A 14,919-nucleotide genomic window follows, 5' to 3' on the forward strand; every position below is an offset into this window, starting at 1 on the left:
GCGAAGGCGGCCACCGATCCCCGGGGCCGACCGACGAGAGGAACCTCCTCATGACGAACAAGCACACCACGTCCGTCCCGGGCACGGGCGGCACGAGCGACACCGGCGGTACCAGCGGCACGAGCAGCACCGGCGACACCGGCGGCACGAGCGGTACCGGCGGCACGAGCGGTACCGGCGGCACGGGCGGTACCGGCGGCACGAGCGGTACCGGCGGCACGAGCGGTACCGGCGGCCTCACCGTGGCCGTCCTGGGCCCCGGCGGCACCGGCGGCCTCCTCGCCGCCCTGCTGTCCCGCTCCGGCCACCGCGTCATCTGCCTGGCCCGCACGGCCACGGCCGACGCCCTGCGCGGTACCGGCATCCAGGTCCGCAGCCGCCAGTTCGGCGACTTCACGGCCCCCGTCGAGGCGGACACCGAACTGCGCGAACCCGTGCACGCCTGCCTGATCACCGTCAAGCACACCTCCCTGGACGCCGCCCTCACCCGCGTCCCGCCCGCCGTCCTCGGCGACGCCCTCGTCGTACCGCTCCTGAACGGCGTCGAGCACCCCGCGGCCCTGCGCGCCCGCTACCGCCCCGAGAGCGTCGCCCCGGCCGTGATCCGCGTGGAGTCCACCCGCCTCGCCCCCGGCGTGATCGAGCACGGCAGCCCCTTCACGGAGATCGACCTGACGGGCGACGCGGTCCCCCGCTCCGGCCTCGAATCCCTCGCCGCCACCCTCTCCTCGGCCGGTGCGACCACCCGCGTCCTCGACGACGAGACGGCTGCCCTGTGGGCGAAGATGACCTTCCTCGCCCCCTTCGCCCTGCTCACCACGCGCTACGGCATCCCCCTCGGCGAAGCCCGCACCCGCCACCGCTGGGAACTGGAATCCCTGGTCGCCGAGGCCGCCGCGGTCGGCCGCGCCTGCGGCGCCCCCACGGACCCGGCCCTGGCCCTGTCCCGGTACGACGCCTTCCCGCCCGCCGCCAAGTCCTCCATGCAGCGCGACGCCGAGGCGGGCCGCCCGCTCGAACTCGACGCCATCGGCGGCGCGTTGCTGCGCGCGGCGGACCGGCACGGCGTACCCGTGCCGGTGACGGCGCGCCTGGTCGGCGAAGTACACGCCGCCGGCCGCTGACGGCCCCGTCGGCTCAATGGGTCAGCAGCCACTGGGCCGACACCAGATGCACCGCGGCGAGAGCGGCCGAGGTGATCAGCATCCCCCTGATGCGGCGGGCGGCGCCGATCGCGGCGTCGCCCAGCTGCGCCAGACCCGCGACGATCAGCACGGGACCGAGGGCGTCCCAGGAGCCCGCGGCGAGCAGCACCAGCACGACCGCGCTGAGCGGGACGGCCCGCCCGGCACGGGCCCGCCGCGGCGACGCGGCCTGTTCGTCTCAGCCACACCCGACCAGCTGTACGGCAGGCTGCTCCGCGGCGCCCCCGGCATCCCCGCGGGCGTGCGGGCCCAGGCCGGCCGCATACCGCTTCCGCCGCGGCTGCTTCCAGATCAACCTCGCCCTGTCGGCACGGCCGCACTTCACCGACCGGAGGCTGGACGCGGGCGGCGCCGTCAACCCCGTCCCCGCCCACCGCGGCGGCCACCGCATCCTCGTGCCCGGCGCCTGGCTGATCGGCGCCGCGACCTGGCCCGGGCCCGCGGTCAACGGTGCCTCCGGCCGCGCCGTCGCCCGCGCGGTCATCGACTCCGCGGCCGGCACCCGGCCCGCTCCGGAACCGGCCGGCTGAGGTGCCGTGCGGGTACGGCGCCCGGGCCCACCCGTTCGCGTGAACCCCGCTGCCGAACTCGCCACCCAAAATCGAACAGGCGTAGCATTGCCGCGTGGCTACGACCTATGAATTCCCCAGTGACCTCCTAGCCGGTCAGGAGGAGCTGCATCAGGTCCGGGCCGAGCTGTCGGCCCTGCTCAAGCGGCTGCCCTGGTCGGTCGAGCCGATGGACGGCTTCCTCGACGACAACGGCTGGCGCAAGACGGAGCGGCCCGCGTCCCCCGGCTGGACGGCGGACGAGCAGGCCGAGGTGGAGAAGCTGCGGCAACGGGAGCACGAGCTGGCGGTGTTCGTCAGCGGCCACCGCTTCTGGGCCGAGGTCGCGACGGCGGAGCGGGTCGAGGCCCGCATGAAGCTGAAGCACGCGCGCGAGGAGAAGGCCGGGGAAAGAGCCGGCGAGAAGGAGTGACACGAAAGCCCCCGACCGGCAGCGGTCGAGGGCTTCTCGTTTCTCCTGGTGGGCGCGGACGGTTTCGAACCGCCGACATCCTGCTTGTAAGGCAGGCGCTCTACCCCTGAGCTACGCACCCGGGACGAACCGACAGCCTACATGGCCCGGGGGGCAGTGCCGCAAACCGTGTCCGGGGCGTACGTCCCGGGGCGAGGGCCTCTCCGGCGGACCGGGCCTGCTCCGGCCATCGGTGCCTCATCGGCGCAGGTGGGCGGGGCCTGATGCGTCGCGCCTCGAACCAGCCGCGGTACCCGGCCCCGTGGATGCCGACAGCGACTGCGGGGCCGTGCCGGTCACGCCGCCCCGGGCCGCCCATCGCCTCGAGGCGGGCTCCGACGACGGGGCGGTGTCCGTCCCGGCGCCCCGCGACGACAGGCGTCCGCACGCCGCGCCCTTCCCGGCGCCCCGCGACGACAGGCGTCCGCACACCGTGCCCTTCCCGGCGCCCCGCGACGACAGGCGTCCGCACGCCGAGCCCTTCCCGGTGCCCCGCGACGACAGGCGTCCGCACGCCGAGCCCTTCCCGGTGCCCCGCGACGACAGGCGTCCGCACGCCGCGCCCGTCCGCTCACCGGACGGGAAAGTAACGGTGCGCACAGCGAACTGACCGGCCCGTGTGTTCGTCTTTCACGGGTGGGAGAATGACACCACCCAGGGCGGACCACAGCACGGGAGAGGGATGTGACGGCGACACCGGGCACGCCATCGACGCGGTCGTACCCGCATCCGCCGTCGGCCGTACGGCGCCGGGGCGGGTCCTCGGCTCTGCGCGACACCCTCACACTGATGAGCCTGCCGGTGCTCGCCGCGCTGGCACTGCCCGGCGCGTTCGCCGGCGGCGGCACCCGGCGCTGGTTCGGCGGGCGTGCGGAGGGCCAGCGGGCCGAGGCGCAGGCCGCGAAGGACGCCGCGGCGGCCGCGTTCTACGAACTCGACACCGCTCAGCGGGACCTGCGGATCTCCATCGAGACCATCACGGCCGTCGACGACTCCCCCGCCGCCCGGCGCGCCATCGCCGACTTCGAGGCGCTGGGCCGGCGGATCGACGAGGTCAGCCAGCGCTACATCCAGGCCGTCGACGCCCATGACCTCGACCGGGACGATCTGGAGGCCGCAGCGGCCGCCCGGGCGCGTGGCGAGCTGACCGCCGCCAAGGACGAACTGGTCCGGGTCGGGCAGGAGCTGGAACGCTTCGGCGATGCGCTCGGGCCGCTGCTCGGCAAGGCCGAGACACAGCTCGCCCGGCTCGCCCCCGCCGTGGAGCGGGCCCGGCAGGCGCTGCTGGGCGCGAGCAACGCGCTGGACGCGGCGCGGCAGAGCGGCCTCACGGCCGAGGATCTCGCGGCGCGGCTGGCGGCCCTCTCCCCCGAGCTGACGAAGCTGAACCAGGGGGCCGGGCAGCACGGGCTGGCGCAGACGCTGGAGCGGGCCGAGCGCGTGCAGCGGGAGGCCGGGGCGATCCGGGCGGAGGCCGAGCGGCTGCCGGAGCAGGCGGCCGAGATCGATCACCGGCTGGTGAGTCTGCGGACCCGGGCGCAGGCGCTGACGACCCGGGCGGGACAGGTCGATCCGGTGCTGAGCGAGCTGCGGCGGCGGTTCTCGGCCGCCTGCTGGCAGGACCTGCAGCAGGTGCCCGCGCAGGCCGCGGAGAACGTACGGCAGGCCGAGCTGAAGCTGGGCGAGGCCCGGGCCGCCCGGGACGCCCAGCGCTGGGCGGACGCCGCCTCGCTGCTGTCGACCGTGCGGGCCCTGCTGAACAGCACCGACGAAGCGGTGTCGGCCGCCGGTGACCGGCTCACCCGGCTGAACGCGGTGCAGAAGGACCCGCAGCAGGAGATCGACCGGACCCGGTTCGCCATCCGGGACGCCCAGCGGCTGGCCATGACCGGCCGGACGAACCCTGATCCGCGGCATGCGCGGCCGCTGGACGACGCGGTGGCCCGGCTGGAGCGGGCGGTCGGCACGCTGGAGGGGCGGCACCCCGACTACTGGCACTTCCTGACCGAGACGGAGGCCGTGCGGCAGACCGTGGCCCGGGTGGTGACCCAGATCCGCGAGGAGCGGGGCGGCATTCACTGAGCCGTTTGCCGCCGAGGCGTGGCGGGCGGATATTGGGTCGTACGTATGGCCTCCGCTGGCACACGAAGGAGGCGGATATGGCCACACATTCAGTGCACCAGCAGACGCGGCGGCGGACCCGGCTCGACGACCACCTTCCCGTCGATCACCGCCTGAACAAGGTCTACCGGATCGGCGCGGGCCTGATGGGTCTGTTCCTGCTCGCCTTCGGCATCCTCGGCCTGACCAACAACATCGGTTTCTTCGACACCGGCGGGAACACCGCCATGGGTCTGAACACCAATGGCGCGCTCAGTGTCCTGTCCGTCTGCGTCGGGCTGCTGCTCTTCGTCGGCATGGTGATCGGCGGGAACTTCGCGTCGACGCTGAACATGACCCTCGGGATCCTGTTCATCCTCAGCGGGTTCCTGAACCTGTCCCTGCTCGACACCGACCACAACTTCCTGGCCTTCAAGATCCAGAACGTGCTGTTCAGCTTCGTGGTCGGCGTGCTGCTCATGGTGTTCGGGATGTACGGCAGAGTCGGCTCGACCCTGCCGCACGACAACCCGTACTGGCGGGCCCGCCACCCCGACGCCATGGAGCCGGAGCAGCAGGCCCGTCCGGGCGGGAATCAGGTGCGGTAGGCGTAGAAGGCCGCACCCGGGTACGACGCGACGAGGCTCGCCACCGACCGGTTGTAGGTGTTGGTGGAGTGGTACGTCACGTACGGCACGCCCTGCGGGCTGCGGTAGGTGACGATCATGGAGTGGTCCTTGGACCCGTCCTTGTTGAAGTCCATCTGGAGCACGTCGCCGATGTCCAGCTGGTAGACGTTGGCGAGGCTGGTGACGCGCTTGGAGGACAGGGCGAACCAGGAGAACTCGTTGACGCCGACGAACGAGTCGGACTGGATGTCGGCGTTGCCGAACCACTTGTGGAAGTCGTTCGTGTAACCCGGAACGTGCTTCCAGCCGCCGGCCTTCAGGGACTGGCTGACGAAGTTGGTGCAGTCACCGCCCGCGCCCTGCCCGTTGTAGTCCGGGTAGTCCGGGTTGTAGTTGTTCCAGTACTTCGTCGCGTACGTGACCATGGCCTTGTAGTCGTACGCGCCGCCGGTGAGCTTCTTCGTGTTGGCCGGCGCGGGCCAGGTGGTGGCCGCGCGGGCCGCCGAGGGCGGGCCGTCGTCGGCCGGCGCGGGGCTGGCCTTCACGGCGGTCGGCTGGGCGACCTGGTTGACCGCGAGGTAGCCGTCGTCGGTGTCACGGACGTCGGTCAGCTGCCAGTTGCCGCTCTGGTCGGCCTTGAAGGTCAGCTCGTGGTGGGCCTGGAAACCGGTGGTCTTCGGCTCGGTGCCCTTGACCTTCTCGTAGGTCAGGGTCGTGGTCTCGGTGACGTCCACCGTGGCGCGCCGGCCCTTGACCTGGGTGGCGTCGAGCTTGACCGTGGTGCTGCCCTTGCTGTACTTCTCGCCCGCCTTGGCGAGCCGGGACTTGCGGCCGCGCAGTTCGCTCAGTGCCGAGCTCTGCTGGTGCGACTGGGTGCCGGACAGGCGCACCTTGCCGGAGAAGGCGGACGTGCGCTGGTGGTGCCCGTTCCCGCCGCTCTTGCCGGTGTTGTCCACCAGCGCTTCCGTGCGGTCGGTGAAAACCGCGTCGGCCAGCCGCTGGAAGGTGGCCTTGGTGGCCGCGTCGACGGTCGGGTCGTCGGTGACAGCGGCGCCCGCGCTCCAGTTGGGCACCAGGGCGACGCCCGCGACGACGGCGGCGGCCGACGCCGTGACTATGGCGGTGCGGCTCCGCTTACGGCTCAGTCTTCTGGATTTCAATGATGTTCCCCTCTACGCCGGTACTCCTACCGGGGACGGCATCTTCGCATGGCTCCTGTGGCGGTTGTGAAGAGGGGATGCACAAGTGGAACGGAGCCATTACGAACCTCACTTGACGACCGACGACCACTCCGGTGACTGCGCCGGGTCCAGGCCGCGCAGGGCCTGCAGGGTCGCGGGCTTCTGCACGTCGAGCCAGTCGGCCAGTTCCTTGAAGGAGACGCACTTGACGCCCTTCTTGGTGCACACGTTCTTGACGACCTGGTCGATGGCCTTCATGTAGATGCCGCCGTTCCAGTCCTCGAAGTGGTTGCCGATGAACAGCGGTGCCCGGCTGCCGTAGTAGACGCGGTTGAAGCCGGCCATGTACGAGTCGACGGTCTGCTGTTCCCACAGGGGGTACTTGGCCGGGTCGCCCTTGGTCTCGCCGTTGGACTGGTTGTAGAGGAAGTTGAAGTCCATGGAAAGGCCCTGGTACTTGCCGTTCTCGTACGGCAGCATCTGCAGCGGGAAGTCCCATATGCCGTTCTTCTTCGTCGGCCATATCTGGAAGTCGCCCGGTGAACTGGCGTCATAGCGCCAGCCATAGCTCTTGATCGCTTTCAGCAGGTTCTGCTGGCCTTCCAGGCAGGGCGCGCGCCCGCCGGTGACTTCTTTCTTGAAGTCGAAGGGCAGTGCCGGAATGTCCTTGAAGCCGGTGTTGGTCTTCCACTCCTCCACGAACCGGAAGAACTGGTCGATCTCGCTCTTCCACTCCTCCACGCTCCAGTCGCCGCCGCCCTTCTTGCCGCAGAAGTGGCCGTTGAAGTGGGTGCCGATCTCGTTGCCCTCGTCGTAGGCCTTGCGGAGCTGCTGCAGCGTGGTGCGTATGTGGTCGTCGGTGGCGTAGTCGATCGCGGCGTCGCCCGGGGAGTGCATCGGGCCGTGGTACTGGGCCTTCTTGCTCTTGGGCAGCAGGTAGATGCCGGTGAGGAAGAAGGTCATGTGGGCGTTGTACTGCTTGGCCATCTCCCGGTAGTGGGAGAAGAGGTGGTCGCTGCCCTCCAGCGCGCCGTCCCAGGAGAAGACGACGAACTGGGGCGGTTTCTCGCCGGGTTTGAGCGGTACGGGCTTCAGCTCGCCCTTCTGGGGGCCGGTGTAGGAGGTGGAACCGTCGCCGAGGATCTTCGTCTTGCCGTCCCAGGCGGGCGTGGGCTTCGGCTTGGCGCCGCCCTGTCCCGCGCCGGCGGAGGCCGTGGGCGTGGTGCGGTCCGGCCGCGTCAGGACCAGGTAGCCCGCGACCACGGAGGCCACGACGAGCAGGGCGGCCAGGGTCATGACCTGCGGACGGGTGACGCGGCGGGGGGTACGGGACCTGCGGCGGCGTCCGGTCGGCGGCTTCATGTGGGACATGTGCGGCTCATTCTGCGTGGGAGGCGGGGCAGCAAAGCGGCCGCCGGGTCAGTCCAGACCCAGGGCGGCCGACCAGATGGCGTAGGGGACGTCGTCGGCGGTGGTTCCGGCGAGCCCGTCGAGCGAGAGGGGCTCCAGGGACTTGGCGAGGTCCATGCGGTAGACCACGACCGCGGTGGACACGGACGCGGAGGTGCCGGCGTACCAGGCGGCGGTGTCGTCGTTGGTGGTGCCGGCCTTGCCCGACACCCGGGCCGTGGCGGGCGCGCCGGCCGGGTGGGCGGTGCGGAAGGACTCCGTCAGCGCCTGGTCGACCTGTTCGGCGACGTCCGCGCCGACCGCCCGTCCCGGGCGGGGGGTGGCCAGGGGCACCGTGGCGCCGTTGCGGGTGATGCGGCGCACCGAGTACGGCTCGGTGTGCATGCCGGAGGCGGGGAACGTGGCGTATCCGCTCGCCATCCGGATCGCGCTCGGCGTGGAGTTGCTGCCCAGGGACAGGGCGGGCACCTGCGGACCCAGGCTGGAGGGGAGCAGACCGGCCGCCACCGCGGTCTGGCGCACATTGTCCAGGCCCGTGTCCATGCCGAGCTGCATGAACGGTGTGTTCACCGACTGGGCGAGGGCCTGGTCCAGGGGGATCTGCCCGTAGGACTTCTTGCCGTCGTTGTGGGCGGCGACCTTTTTGCCGCTGCGGTCCCAGTAGGGGCCCTCGGGGGTGGTGACGGGGACGCCGTCGTCGCCGTCGTACACCGTCTGGGGCGTGACGGGCGTGGCGGGTCCGCCGCGGGTCTTGTGGACTCCGTGCTCCAGGCCCGCGGCGTAGACGAAGGGCAGGAACGCCGAGCCGGCCTGGACGGTGGCCGCATTGGACTCGTTGTAGCCCTGCTTGCGGTGGTCGGGGCCGCCGTAGACGGCGAGGATGCGGCCGTCCGCGGCGACCGAGGCGGCACCGTAGTGGGCCGTCTTCGCCGCGTCGGGGCGGTCCCGGACGGCCTGCTTGCGGGCCTTGGCCACGGCGTCGGTCAGTGCGGTCTCCCGCTTGCGGTCGAAGGTCGTGTAGATCTGGTAGCCGCCGAGGTCGAAGTCCCGGTCGGAGATGTGGGCGGTCTTCTTGGCGTACTGCTGGGCCAGTTCCACCAGGTAGTCGCTCTGCTTGCCGGTGTCGTAGACGCGCCCCGCCTTGAGCGGCTCGGGGAACGTCTTGTACGTGGCGCGCTGGGCCGGGGTCAGTTTGCCGATGTCGACCATCCGGTCCAGGATCCAGGACCAGCGTTCGACGGCCCGCTTGTGGTTGGCCTTGCTGAGGGTGGGGTCGTAGAGCGCGGCGCCCTTGAGCATGGAGGCGAGCACGGCCGCCTCACTGGCGTTGAGCTGGCTGACGTCCTTGCCGTAATAGGCCTGGGACGCGCGCTGGATGCCGTAGGTGCCGCGGCCGAACCAGCTGGTGTTGAGATATCCCTCCAGGATGTCGTCCTTGCTCATCTTGTTGTCGAGCTTGAGGGAGATCATCGCCTCGGTGAACTTGCGGCTGACGGTCTGGTTCTGGTTCAGGTAGACGTTCTTGACGTACTGCTGGGTGATGGTGGAGCCGCCCTCGGTGTCCCCTTCTCCGACGGTGCGCCACAGGGCGCGGGTGATGCCTTTGACGGAAATACCGGGATCGGAGTAGAAGCTGGCGTTCTCCGCCGCGAGCACCGCCCAGCGGACCTGCTCGGGTATGTCCTTGAGGGGCATGTCCTGGCGCTGCACCCAGCCGGTGCGGGCCATCGGTGTGCCGTCGGACCAGAAATAGACGTTGTCCTGTTGTGTGGCGAAAGAGTTGAGGTTCTTCGGTATGTCCGTCATCTCGTAGGCGAGGAACAGGAACAGGCTGATCGTCACGAAGCCGGACAGCACGGCGCCGAGCCACTGGCGCCAGGAGGGTATCCAGCGGCGCCAGCCGCTGCGGCCGGGCCGGGGGTACCGCGGCCTGAGGCGGCGGGCGTACGGGGCCAGCCGGGCGAGCCGGGGGCCCAGGACGGCGCGCAGGCGGGCGAGCCCGGAGGCGGCCGCGCTGGTGGCGCGTGCGCGGGCCGGGGGGCGGGCGCTGCGCCGCCGCTGTGCCCGGCCGCCGGTGGCGGCGGGCTCCGGCGGCGGGGGCACGCGCAGTTGCATGGTGGCGTCGGCGCGGAGGGCGTCCACCCGCAGATGCAAAGTGGCGTCCGCCTCCGGCGGCTGCTGCTCCCCGGGCCGGGCGCTGTCGTCGTCGTCGCGGCTGTCCGACCGCCGCCCTGCCTCGGTCAAGGCTGCGTCTCCCCTCGCAGTGGTGCTTGCGCGCGCGGTCAGACTCAGCAGGCGGACACGGCCGCGGTGATCTTCGCGGCGCGGTGGACCCCCCTTTTTTTCCCGGTCTTATGGCTCCTCGCGGCTCAGCCAAGTTATCAGCGATCTTTTCAAAATCTCCGCACAAGTATCGGGCAGATACGAACACTCATGAAACTTTGAGACGCTGTGAGCAGTACCACTCCGGTTAACCTGTGCACATGCCTCGTTATGAGTACCGCTGCCGGACCTGCGGCGACACCTTCGAACTGAGCCGTCCCATGGCGCAGTCCGCCGCCCCCGCCGCCTGCCCCGCGGGCCACGACGACACGGTCAAGCTGCTGTCGACGGTGGCCGTGGGCGGCTCCGCGTCCGCACCGGCCGCGGCGCCCCGGGCGGGCGGCGGCGGTGGCGGGTGCTGCGGCGGGGGCTGCTGCGGCTGAGCCCCCGCACCTGTCCGGCGGTTCATGCCGGACCGACCCTAGAGCACGGCCTGGTCGCCCTGGTGTGCCGCCCGCAGGAACTCGCGCAGGATCCGCTCGCCGGCCAGTACGCCCCGTTCGGGAAGCGCACTGATCCGGGGTGCGCTCCAGCCGGCGTCGGCCAGTTCGCCGTGGCCGGGGCGCCAGCCCCGGTCGGCGGCCAGCAGCAGGTCCGCGTCGAGCAGGGAGTCCCCGGCGGCCAGGGTGAGCCCGGCGCCGGTGCGGCGGGCGACCTCGCGCACGGCCGCGCTCTTGGTGAGCGGCCTGGGGACGGCGTAGATCTTGCGGCCCTGGAGCGAGACCGTCCACCCCCGGTTCTCCGCCCACACCGCCAGCTCCTTCACCCAGTCCTCGGGCAGCAGCTCGCGCTCGACGACCAGATACGCGAACAGGTCCTCGGCGACCCGGTGCTTGCGCACCCAGACGGGATCGGCGGACCTCATCAGGTGCTCGCGGATCTCCTCCAGCGGCGCGCACTCGTCGGCGAGCCGCGCCTGCACCCCGGCATGCCAGTCCTGGTCCGTGACGCCGTCCACCAGCAGATGCCCGCCGTTGGCGCAGATCGCGTACGCCGGCTGGGGGCCGGGCAGGTTGATGCGCTGGTACTGCTTGCGGGTGCGGGTCGTGGTCGGCACGAAGACGGCCGTGTCTCCGACGTCGGCCAGCAGCTGGGCCGCGGTCTCCGTCATGTAGGACAGCGGCCTGCTCTCGTGCACCTCGACGCACAGCAGCCGGGGCGCCCGCGCGTCCGGCATGGTCAGCGCCAGGGCGGCCGCGGAGTAGATCAGCGTACGGTCGAGGTCGCTCGCCACCAGCACCGGCATCAGACGTTCACCGCCGTGCCGTCGGCGCCCGTGGCGCCCCGGGTGTACCGGGGGTGGATGAGGCCCACGCAGGTGTACGGCAGTTCGCCGACCTCCTCCACGGGTACTCCTCTCTGTTCGGCCAGCAGCCGTACGTGGTCGAGGTCGGCGCCCGCGCCGGCCTTGGCGAGGATCTTCCAGGGCACCCGGCGCAGCAGCACCCGGGTGGTCTCGCCGACGCCGGGCTTGACGAGGTTGACGTCGTGGATGCCGTACTCCTCGCTGATCCGCTCGACCGCGTGCCAGCCCTCCCAGGTCGGCGTGCGGTCCTCGGCCATCAGCTCCTTGACCGCCGTGTCGACGGCGCCGTCGACCTCCGGGAAGCGGGCGGAGACGGCGTCGAGGAAGGCCACGGAGACGTCGGCGCCGGCGAGTTCGCGGTAGAACTTGGCGCCGTGGAAGTCGTCCGGCCCGACCAGGTCCGCGCGCAGGACCGTACGGGAGATCAGGCCGGAGACGGTCGAGTTGAGGCAGGCGGACGGGATGAGGAAGTCCTCGCGGGTGCCGTAGGTGCGCACACAGGCACCCGGGTCGGCGAGTACGGCGATCTCCGGGTCGAAGCCCGTGATGCCCTCCTTCTCCTCGAACTCCTCGACGGCCCGGGCGAGTTCGCGGGTGATCGCGCCCTTGCCGGTCCAGCCGTCGACGAAGACGACGTCCCGGGGGTCGTGGTGGGCGGCCAGCCAGCGCAGCGCGTTGGCGTCGATGCCGCGGCCGCGGACGATCGAGACGGCGTAGTGCGCGAGGTCGAGGCCGTGCCGGTGCTGGGCCCAGCGGCGCATCAGCACGCCGACCGGGGTGCCCGCGCGGGCCAGCGAGACCAGCACCGGGCGGGGCGACCGCTCGGCGAGGACCGTCTCGGTGACGACGCCGACGGCCTGCGCGATCCGGTCGGCGGAGGCGTCCAGGGCCGTGCGGAACAGCTCCTGGTACTGCGCGCTGGGCTGGTACTCCACCGGCAGCGACTCGGCGTAGTGCGCCCCGCCGCTCTGGATGGCCTCCTCGCGCTCCTCGGTCGGTGCCTCCAGGGTCACGTCCGAGAGGTCCTGCAGCAGCCAGCCGACCTCGTCGGGCGGGTACGAGGAGAAGGCGGGGCCGCGGAGGGGCTCGGGCAGCATGGCCGGCCTTTCGGGAGAGGAGAGGGGTTCGGGGGCGCGGGAGGGGGCGCTGGAAGGGCCGTACAAGGGAACGTGCGGGGGGACGTACGAGGGGACGACCGCCAGCAGGACGTGCGGGGTGTGGGCCGCGAGGCGGGCCGCCAGCCCGTCGGGGCCGTGCAGCAGGGGGGTGTCGGCGACCGAGTCGACCACGGCGACGACGGCGTCGAAGCCGGCGCCCGCGACGTTGTAGGCGTAGCGCTCGCCGGGGCCGTCGGCCGGGTCGTCGTGGGCGGGGAAGACCAGGCGGGTGCGTATCGCGTAACCGGGGTCGTCGACCGCGAGGACGGGCGAGCGGGTGGTGGTGGAGTAGCGCACCTCGGCGGGTATGAGCCGCTCCAGCTCGCGGGCCAGGCGCAGCGGGGCGTACATCAGCTCCTCGAAGCCGAGGACGAGGACGCGTCGGGCCCCGGTGGGCAGGGCGTCGGCCATGCGGGCGGCCATCCCGGGGAGCGCGGCCTCCAGCCGGGCGCGATGCTCCGGCGTGAACCCGTGGCGACCGCCGTCGGGGAGGCCGGCCGGCCAGTGGAGGTCGACGCGCGCGATGTCCCCGCCGGGACGGTCCGTGGGCGCCGATGCCGCCCGCTCCGGCCGGTGCGCCCCTTCAGGGGCGCGGGGAACCGCGCGACCGGCCACGGCGGACCCGTCCGCGGACGACGGCCCGCCGTCGTCCGCCGTGTACCGCGCGACCAGCTCCTGCCCCTTCTCCAGCACGCCGTCCGGCAACCGCACGGTCCCGGACGCCGTGGCGATCACGTCCACCCGCGCCCCGATGTCCTCGGCGAACCGCCTCAGGCGCCCCGCGTCCTCGGGCGAGCGCATGTCGATCAGGGCGACCACCACGTAGCGCCCGCGCGGATAGCGTTCATGCAGGTCACGAATGGTGTTGAGGACCGTGTTGCCGGTGGAGAACTCGTCGTCGACCAGCACCAGCGGACCGTCGCCGGCCAGCAGGGCCGGGTCCTGCGGGAGCAGCAGGTGGGAGGTGGCGTGGGAGTGGGACTCCTCGAAGCCGCCCGCCCGGGCGACCCCGGCGACCGGGCGGCGGGTGGAGTGCAGGTACGGGGCGAGGCCCAGGCCGTCGGCGACCGCGTGGCCGAGGCCGGTGGCGGTCTCCGCGTAGCCGAGGACGACCGCCCGGGCGGCCTCCGGCTCGCCGAGCAGCTCGCGGACCCGGCGGCCCAGGCGGAATCCATGGCCGTAGACCACGGACGGCGACTGCGGCACGTGCTTGCCGAGCACGTTCGAGACCAGCAGGTGGGCCCGCTTGGGGTTGCGGCGCAGCGCGAGCCCCAGCAGGGCCGGGAGCCCGTCGTCGCCCTCCAGTTCGACCCCGAGCCGCTCGGCGACCCAGCTGCCGGACCAGACGCCGTCGTTCACTGCGTGATTCATGCGTTCCTTGGGTTGGGAAGGGTCAGCCGGGTATTCCGGCGGCGAGCAGCTCCACGAAACCGACGTCCTCGTGGGCCACGCCGAACGCGTCGGCGCGGAGCAGGGTCCGTTCGGCCCACGCGCGGTGCGGCTTCACTTCGTTCATCTTGTTCGTGTAGGCCGACCGGAGTACACCCCCGCCGCCCCGTTCCGGCCTCAGGATGTCCTGGGCGTCGCTGAACTCCTCGTGGCTGACCACGGACAGCGCGTGCACGGGCAGGACGTGGGAGGGGTGGATGCAGGTCTTGCCGAGCAGGCCGTTGGCCTGGTCCAGGGAGATCTCCCGCAGCAGCCCGTCCATCGCGTGCTCGATGAGCTTCTCGCGCAGCTCGACGGCCTGCACCTCGAGGAAGGGGCTCTGCCGCAGCTGGGGTTTGAACATGCGCTCCGAGACCCGGAAGTACTCCCACACCGGCCCGGTCACGGTGAACCCGGTGCCGTCGGCCCGGCCCAGCATGTTGACCACGTCGGCGATCACCGAGGCGACGATCTGCACGTCGTAGGCGGTCATGTCGGGGGCGCGGCGCAGGCCGTAGGAGGAGCAGAAGTCCGTGACGCCGAGGCGCAGGGCGAGGACACGGTCGCGGAACTTGTCGACCGCGCGGGCGATGCCCTCCAGGGTGTCCACGCGGGACTCCCGGTACAGCAGCTCGGGCGACTCCAGGACGGGCATGGCGAACAGCCGGCGTCCGCTGCGGGCCTCCGCCGAGGCCAGGGCCTCCAGGAACGGGATGCCCCGCTCCTCGGTGAACTTGGGGAGGACGAACCCGGACAGCAGCCGCACGGAGGCGCCGAGGCGCTCCACGAGGTCGGGGATCTGCTCGGGGGCGCGCACCCGGATGAACAGCAGGGGCGGCTCCACGCCCGCCCGCGAGTCGAGGTCGGCGAACTGCCTGACCAGGTTCTCCTCGCCCTCGGCGACATCCGCGTCGTCGATCGAGTCCTCCAGGCACAGCACCATCGAGACCACGCCGTTGCCGGCCTGCTTGACGATGTCGTCGGCGAGCCGCGGCCTGGTCGCCGGGCTGTACAGCGTGGCCCCCAGGGCCGCGGAGAGCAGCCGGGCCGGAGAATCGGCGGTGAATGCGCACGGCTCCCGGTGGAAGAGGCGCTGCCGCACCTCGGGGGCGATCTGCCCGAAATGACGCATAGGACTCCTCAGTGCGCAAGCCGAGCCTG

13 protein-coding genes and 1 tRNA gene are annotated in these 14,919 nt (G+C 71.9%); 6 read left to right on the forward strand and 8 right to left on the reverse strand.

From position 1 onward, the window contains the following. The first annotated feature begins 50 nt into the window (after positions 1 to 50). A complete protein-coding gene (locus tag ACZ7P3_RS07535; RefSeq protein ID WP_472079655.1) occupies positions 51 to 1,124 on the forward strand; it encodes a ketopantoate reductase family protein in 1,074 nt (357 codons plus the stop codon). Between the two features lie 13 nt (positions 1,125 to 1,137). On the opposite strand, the gene ACZ7P3_RS07540 is transcribed toward ACZ7P3_RS07535, so the two are convergent. Continuing rightward, the gene (locus ACZ7P3_RS07540; RefSeq protein ID WP_472079656.1) at positions 1,138 to 1,320 is read right to left on the reverse strand and encodes a hypothetical protein; all 183 of its coding nucleotides are present in this window, start codon (positions 1,318 to 1,320) and stop codon (positions 1,138 to 1,140) included. A 280-nt stretch (positions 1,321 to 1,600) separates the two neighbouring features. On the opposite strand from ACZ7P3_RS07540, the gene ACZ7P3_RS07545 reads away from it, so the two are divergent. Together ACZ7P3_RS07545 and ACZ7P3_RS07550 are read left to right on the forward strand one after the other, a co-directional pair. Next, positions 1,601 to 1,735 carry a hypothetical protein gene (locus ACZ7P3_RS07545; protein ID WP_472079657.1) on the forward strand — a complete coding sequence of 45 codons (135 nt, stop codon included), beginning with the start codon at positions 1,601 to 1,603 and terminating at the stop codon, positions 1,733 to 1,735. Positions 1,736 to 1,829: 94 nt separating this feature from the next. Beyond that, complete coding sequence (locus tag ACZ7P3_RS07550) at positions 1,830 to 2,186, forward strand: hypothetical protein (protein ID WP_472079658.1); 357 nt, start codon at positions 1,830 to 1,832, stop codon at positions 2,184 to 2,186. Between the two features lie 46 nt (positions 2,187 to 2,232). Here the strand turns inward: ACZ7P3_RS07550 and ACZ7P3_RS07555 are convergent. Continuing rightward, positions 2,233 to 2,307: transfer RNA gene (locus ACZ7P3_RS07555), tRNA-Val, on the reverse strand. Between the two features lie 602 nt (positions 2,308 to 2,909). Between ACZ7P3_RS07555 and ACZ7P3_RS07560 the strand changes: the two genes are divergently transcribed. Together ACZ7P3_RS07560 and ACZ7P3_RS07565 are read left to right on the forward strand one after the other, a co-directional pair. After that, complete coding sequence (locus ACZ7P3_RS07560; RefSeq protein ID WP_472079659.1) at positions 2,910 to 4,307, forward strand: hypothetical protein; 1,398 nt, start codon at positions 2,910 to 2,912, stop codon at positions 4,305 to 4,307. A gap of 77 nt (positions 4,308 to 4,384) precedes the next feature. Further along, positions 4,385 to 4,933 (forward strand): DUF4383 domain-containing protein, encoded by a 549-nt coding sequence (locus tag ACZ7P3_RS07565; RefSeq protein ID WP_472079660.1) that lies wholly within the window; start codon positions 4,385 to 4,387, stop codon positions 4,931 to 4,933. Here the strand turns inward: ACZ7P3_RS07565 and ACZ7P3_RS07570 are convergent. From ACZ7P3_RS07570 to ACZ7P3_RS07580, 3 genes are all read right to left on the reverse strand, one after another. Next, on the reverse strand, positions 4,921 to 6,072 hold the full coding sequence (locus ACZ7P3_RS07570) for an amidase domain-containing protein (protein ID WP_472080297.1): 1,152 nt from the start codon (positions 6,070 to 6,072) through the stop codon (positions 4,921 to 4,923). The genes ACZ7P3_RS07565 and ACZ7P3_RS07570 overlap by 13 nt on opposite strands. 150 nt (positions 6,073 to 6,222) lie before the next feature. Next, positions 6,223 to 7,497, reverse strand: coding sequence for a polysaccharide deacetylase family protein (locus ACZ7P3_RS07575; RefSeq protein WP_472080299.1), 1,275 nt, complete (start codon positions 7,495 to 7,497; stop codon positions 6,223 to 6,225). A 57-nt stretch (positions 7,498 to 7,554) separates the two neighbouring features. Then, entirely contained in the window at positions 7,555 to 9,660 is a 2,106-nt protein-coding gene (locus ACZ7P3_RS07580; RefSeq protein ID WP_472080301.1) for a transglycosylase domain-containing protein, read from the reverse strand. Positions 9,661 to 10,028: 368 nt separating this feature from the next. On the opposite strand from ACZ7P3_RS07580, the gene ACZ7P3_RS07585 reads away from it, so the two are divergent. Continuing rightward, positions 10,029 to 10,250, forward strand: a complete 222-nt coding sequence (locus ACZ7P3_RS07585; RefSeq protein ID WP_472079661.1) for an FmdB family zinc ribbon protein — start codon at positions 10,029 to 10,031, stop codon at positions 10,248 to 10,250. A gap of 38 nt (positions 10,251 to 10,288) precedes the next feature. On the opposite strand, the gene ACZ7P3_RS07590 is transcribed toward ACZ7P3_RS07585, so the two are convergent. Genes ACZ7P3_RS07590 through ACZ7P3_RS07600 form a run of 3 tightly spaced genes read right to left on the reverse strand, consistent with a single transcriptional unit; the run spans position 10,289 to position 14,890 of the window. Then, entirely contained in the window at positions 10,289 to 11,113 is an 825-nt protein-coding gene (locus ACZ7P3_RS07590) for an HAD family hydrolase (RefSeq protein WP_472079662.1), read from the reverse strand. Continuing rightward, positions 11,113 to 13,701 (reverse strand): phosphoribosyltransferase, encoded by a 2,589-nt coding sequence (locus ACZ7P3_RS07595; RefSeq protein ID WP_472079663.1) that lies wholly within the window; start codon positions 13,699 to 13,701, stop codon positions 11,113 to 11,115. The genes ACZ7P3_RS07590 and ACZ7P3_RS07595 overlap by 1 nt, the downstream gene beginning before the upstream one ends. Before the next feature lie 22 nt (positions 13,702 to 13,723). Next, the gene (locus ACZ7P3_RS07600; RefSeq protein WP_472079664.1) at positions 13,724 to 14,890 is read right to left on the reverse strand and encodes an HpcH/HpaI aldolase/citrate lyase family protein; all 1,167 of its coding nucleotides are present in this window, start codon (positions 14,888 to 14,890) and stop codon (positions 13,724 to 13,726) included. Between the last annotated feature and the right edge of the window lie 29 nt (positions 14,891 to 14,919).

The sequence above is a fragment of the Streptomyces sp. NPDC107581 genome (genome assembly GCF_055657175.1).

Excerpts from the sequence above, each read along its gene's own strand:
- ACZ7P3_RS07535 (WP_472079655.1), top strand. The coding sequence starts at position 51 with ATGACGAACAAGCACACCACGTCCGTCCCGGGCACGGGCGGCACGAGC.
- ACZ7P3_RS07565 (WP_472079660.1), top strand. The coding sequence starts at position 4,385 with ATGGCCACACATTCAGTGCACCAGCAGACGCGGCGGCGGACCCGGCTC.
- ACZ7P3_RS07575 (WP_472080299.1), bottom strand. The coding sequence starts at position 7,497 with ATGAAGCCGCCGACCGGACGCCGCCGCAGGTCCCGTACCCCCCGCCGC.
- ACZ7P3_RS07580 (WP_472080301.1), bottom strand. The coding sequence starts at position 9,660 with ATGCAACTGCGCGTGCCCCCGCCGCCGGAGCCCGCCGCCACCGGCGGC.
- ACZ7P3_RS07585 (WP_472079661.1), top strand. The coding sequence starts at position 10,029 with ATGCCTCGTTATGAGTACCGCTGCCGGACCTGCGGCGACACCTTCGAA.
- ACZ7P3_RS07590 (WP_472079662.1), bottom strand. The coding sequence starts at position 11,113 with ATGCCGGTGCTGGTGGCGAGCGACCTCGACCGTACGCTGATCTACTCC.
- ACZ7P3_RS07595 (WP_472079663.1), bottom strand. The coding sequence starts at position 13,701 with ATGAATCACGCAGTGAACGACGGCGTCTGGTCCGGCAGCTGGGTCGCC.
- ACZ7P3_RS07600 (WP_472079664.1), bottom strand. The coding sequence starts at position 14,890 with ATGCGTCATTTCGGGCAGATCGCCCCCGAGGTGCGGCAGCGCCTCTTC.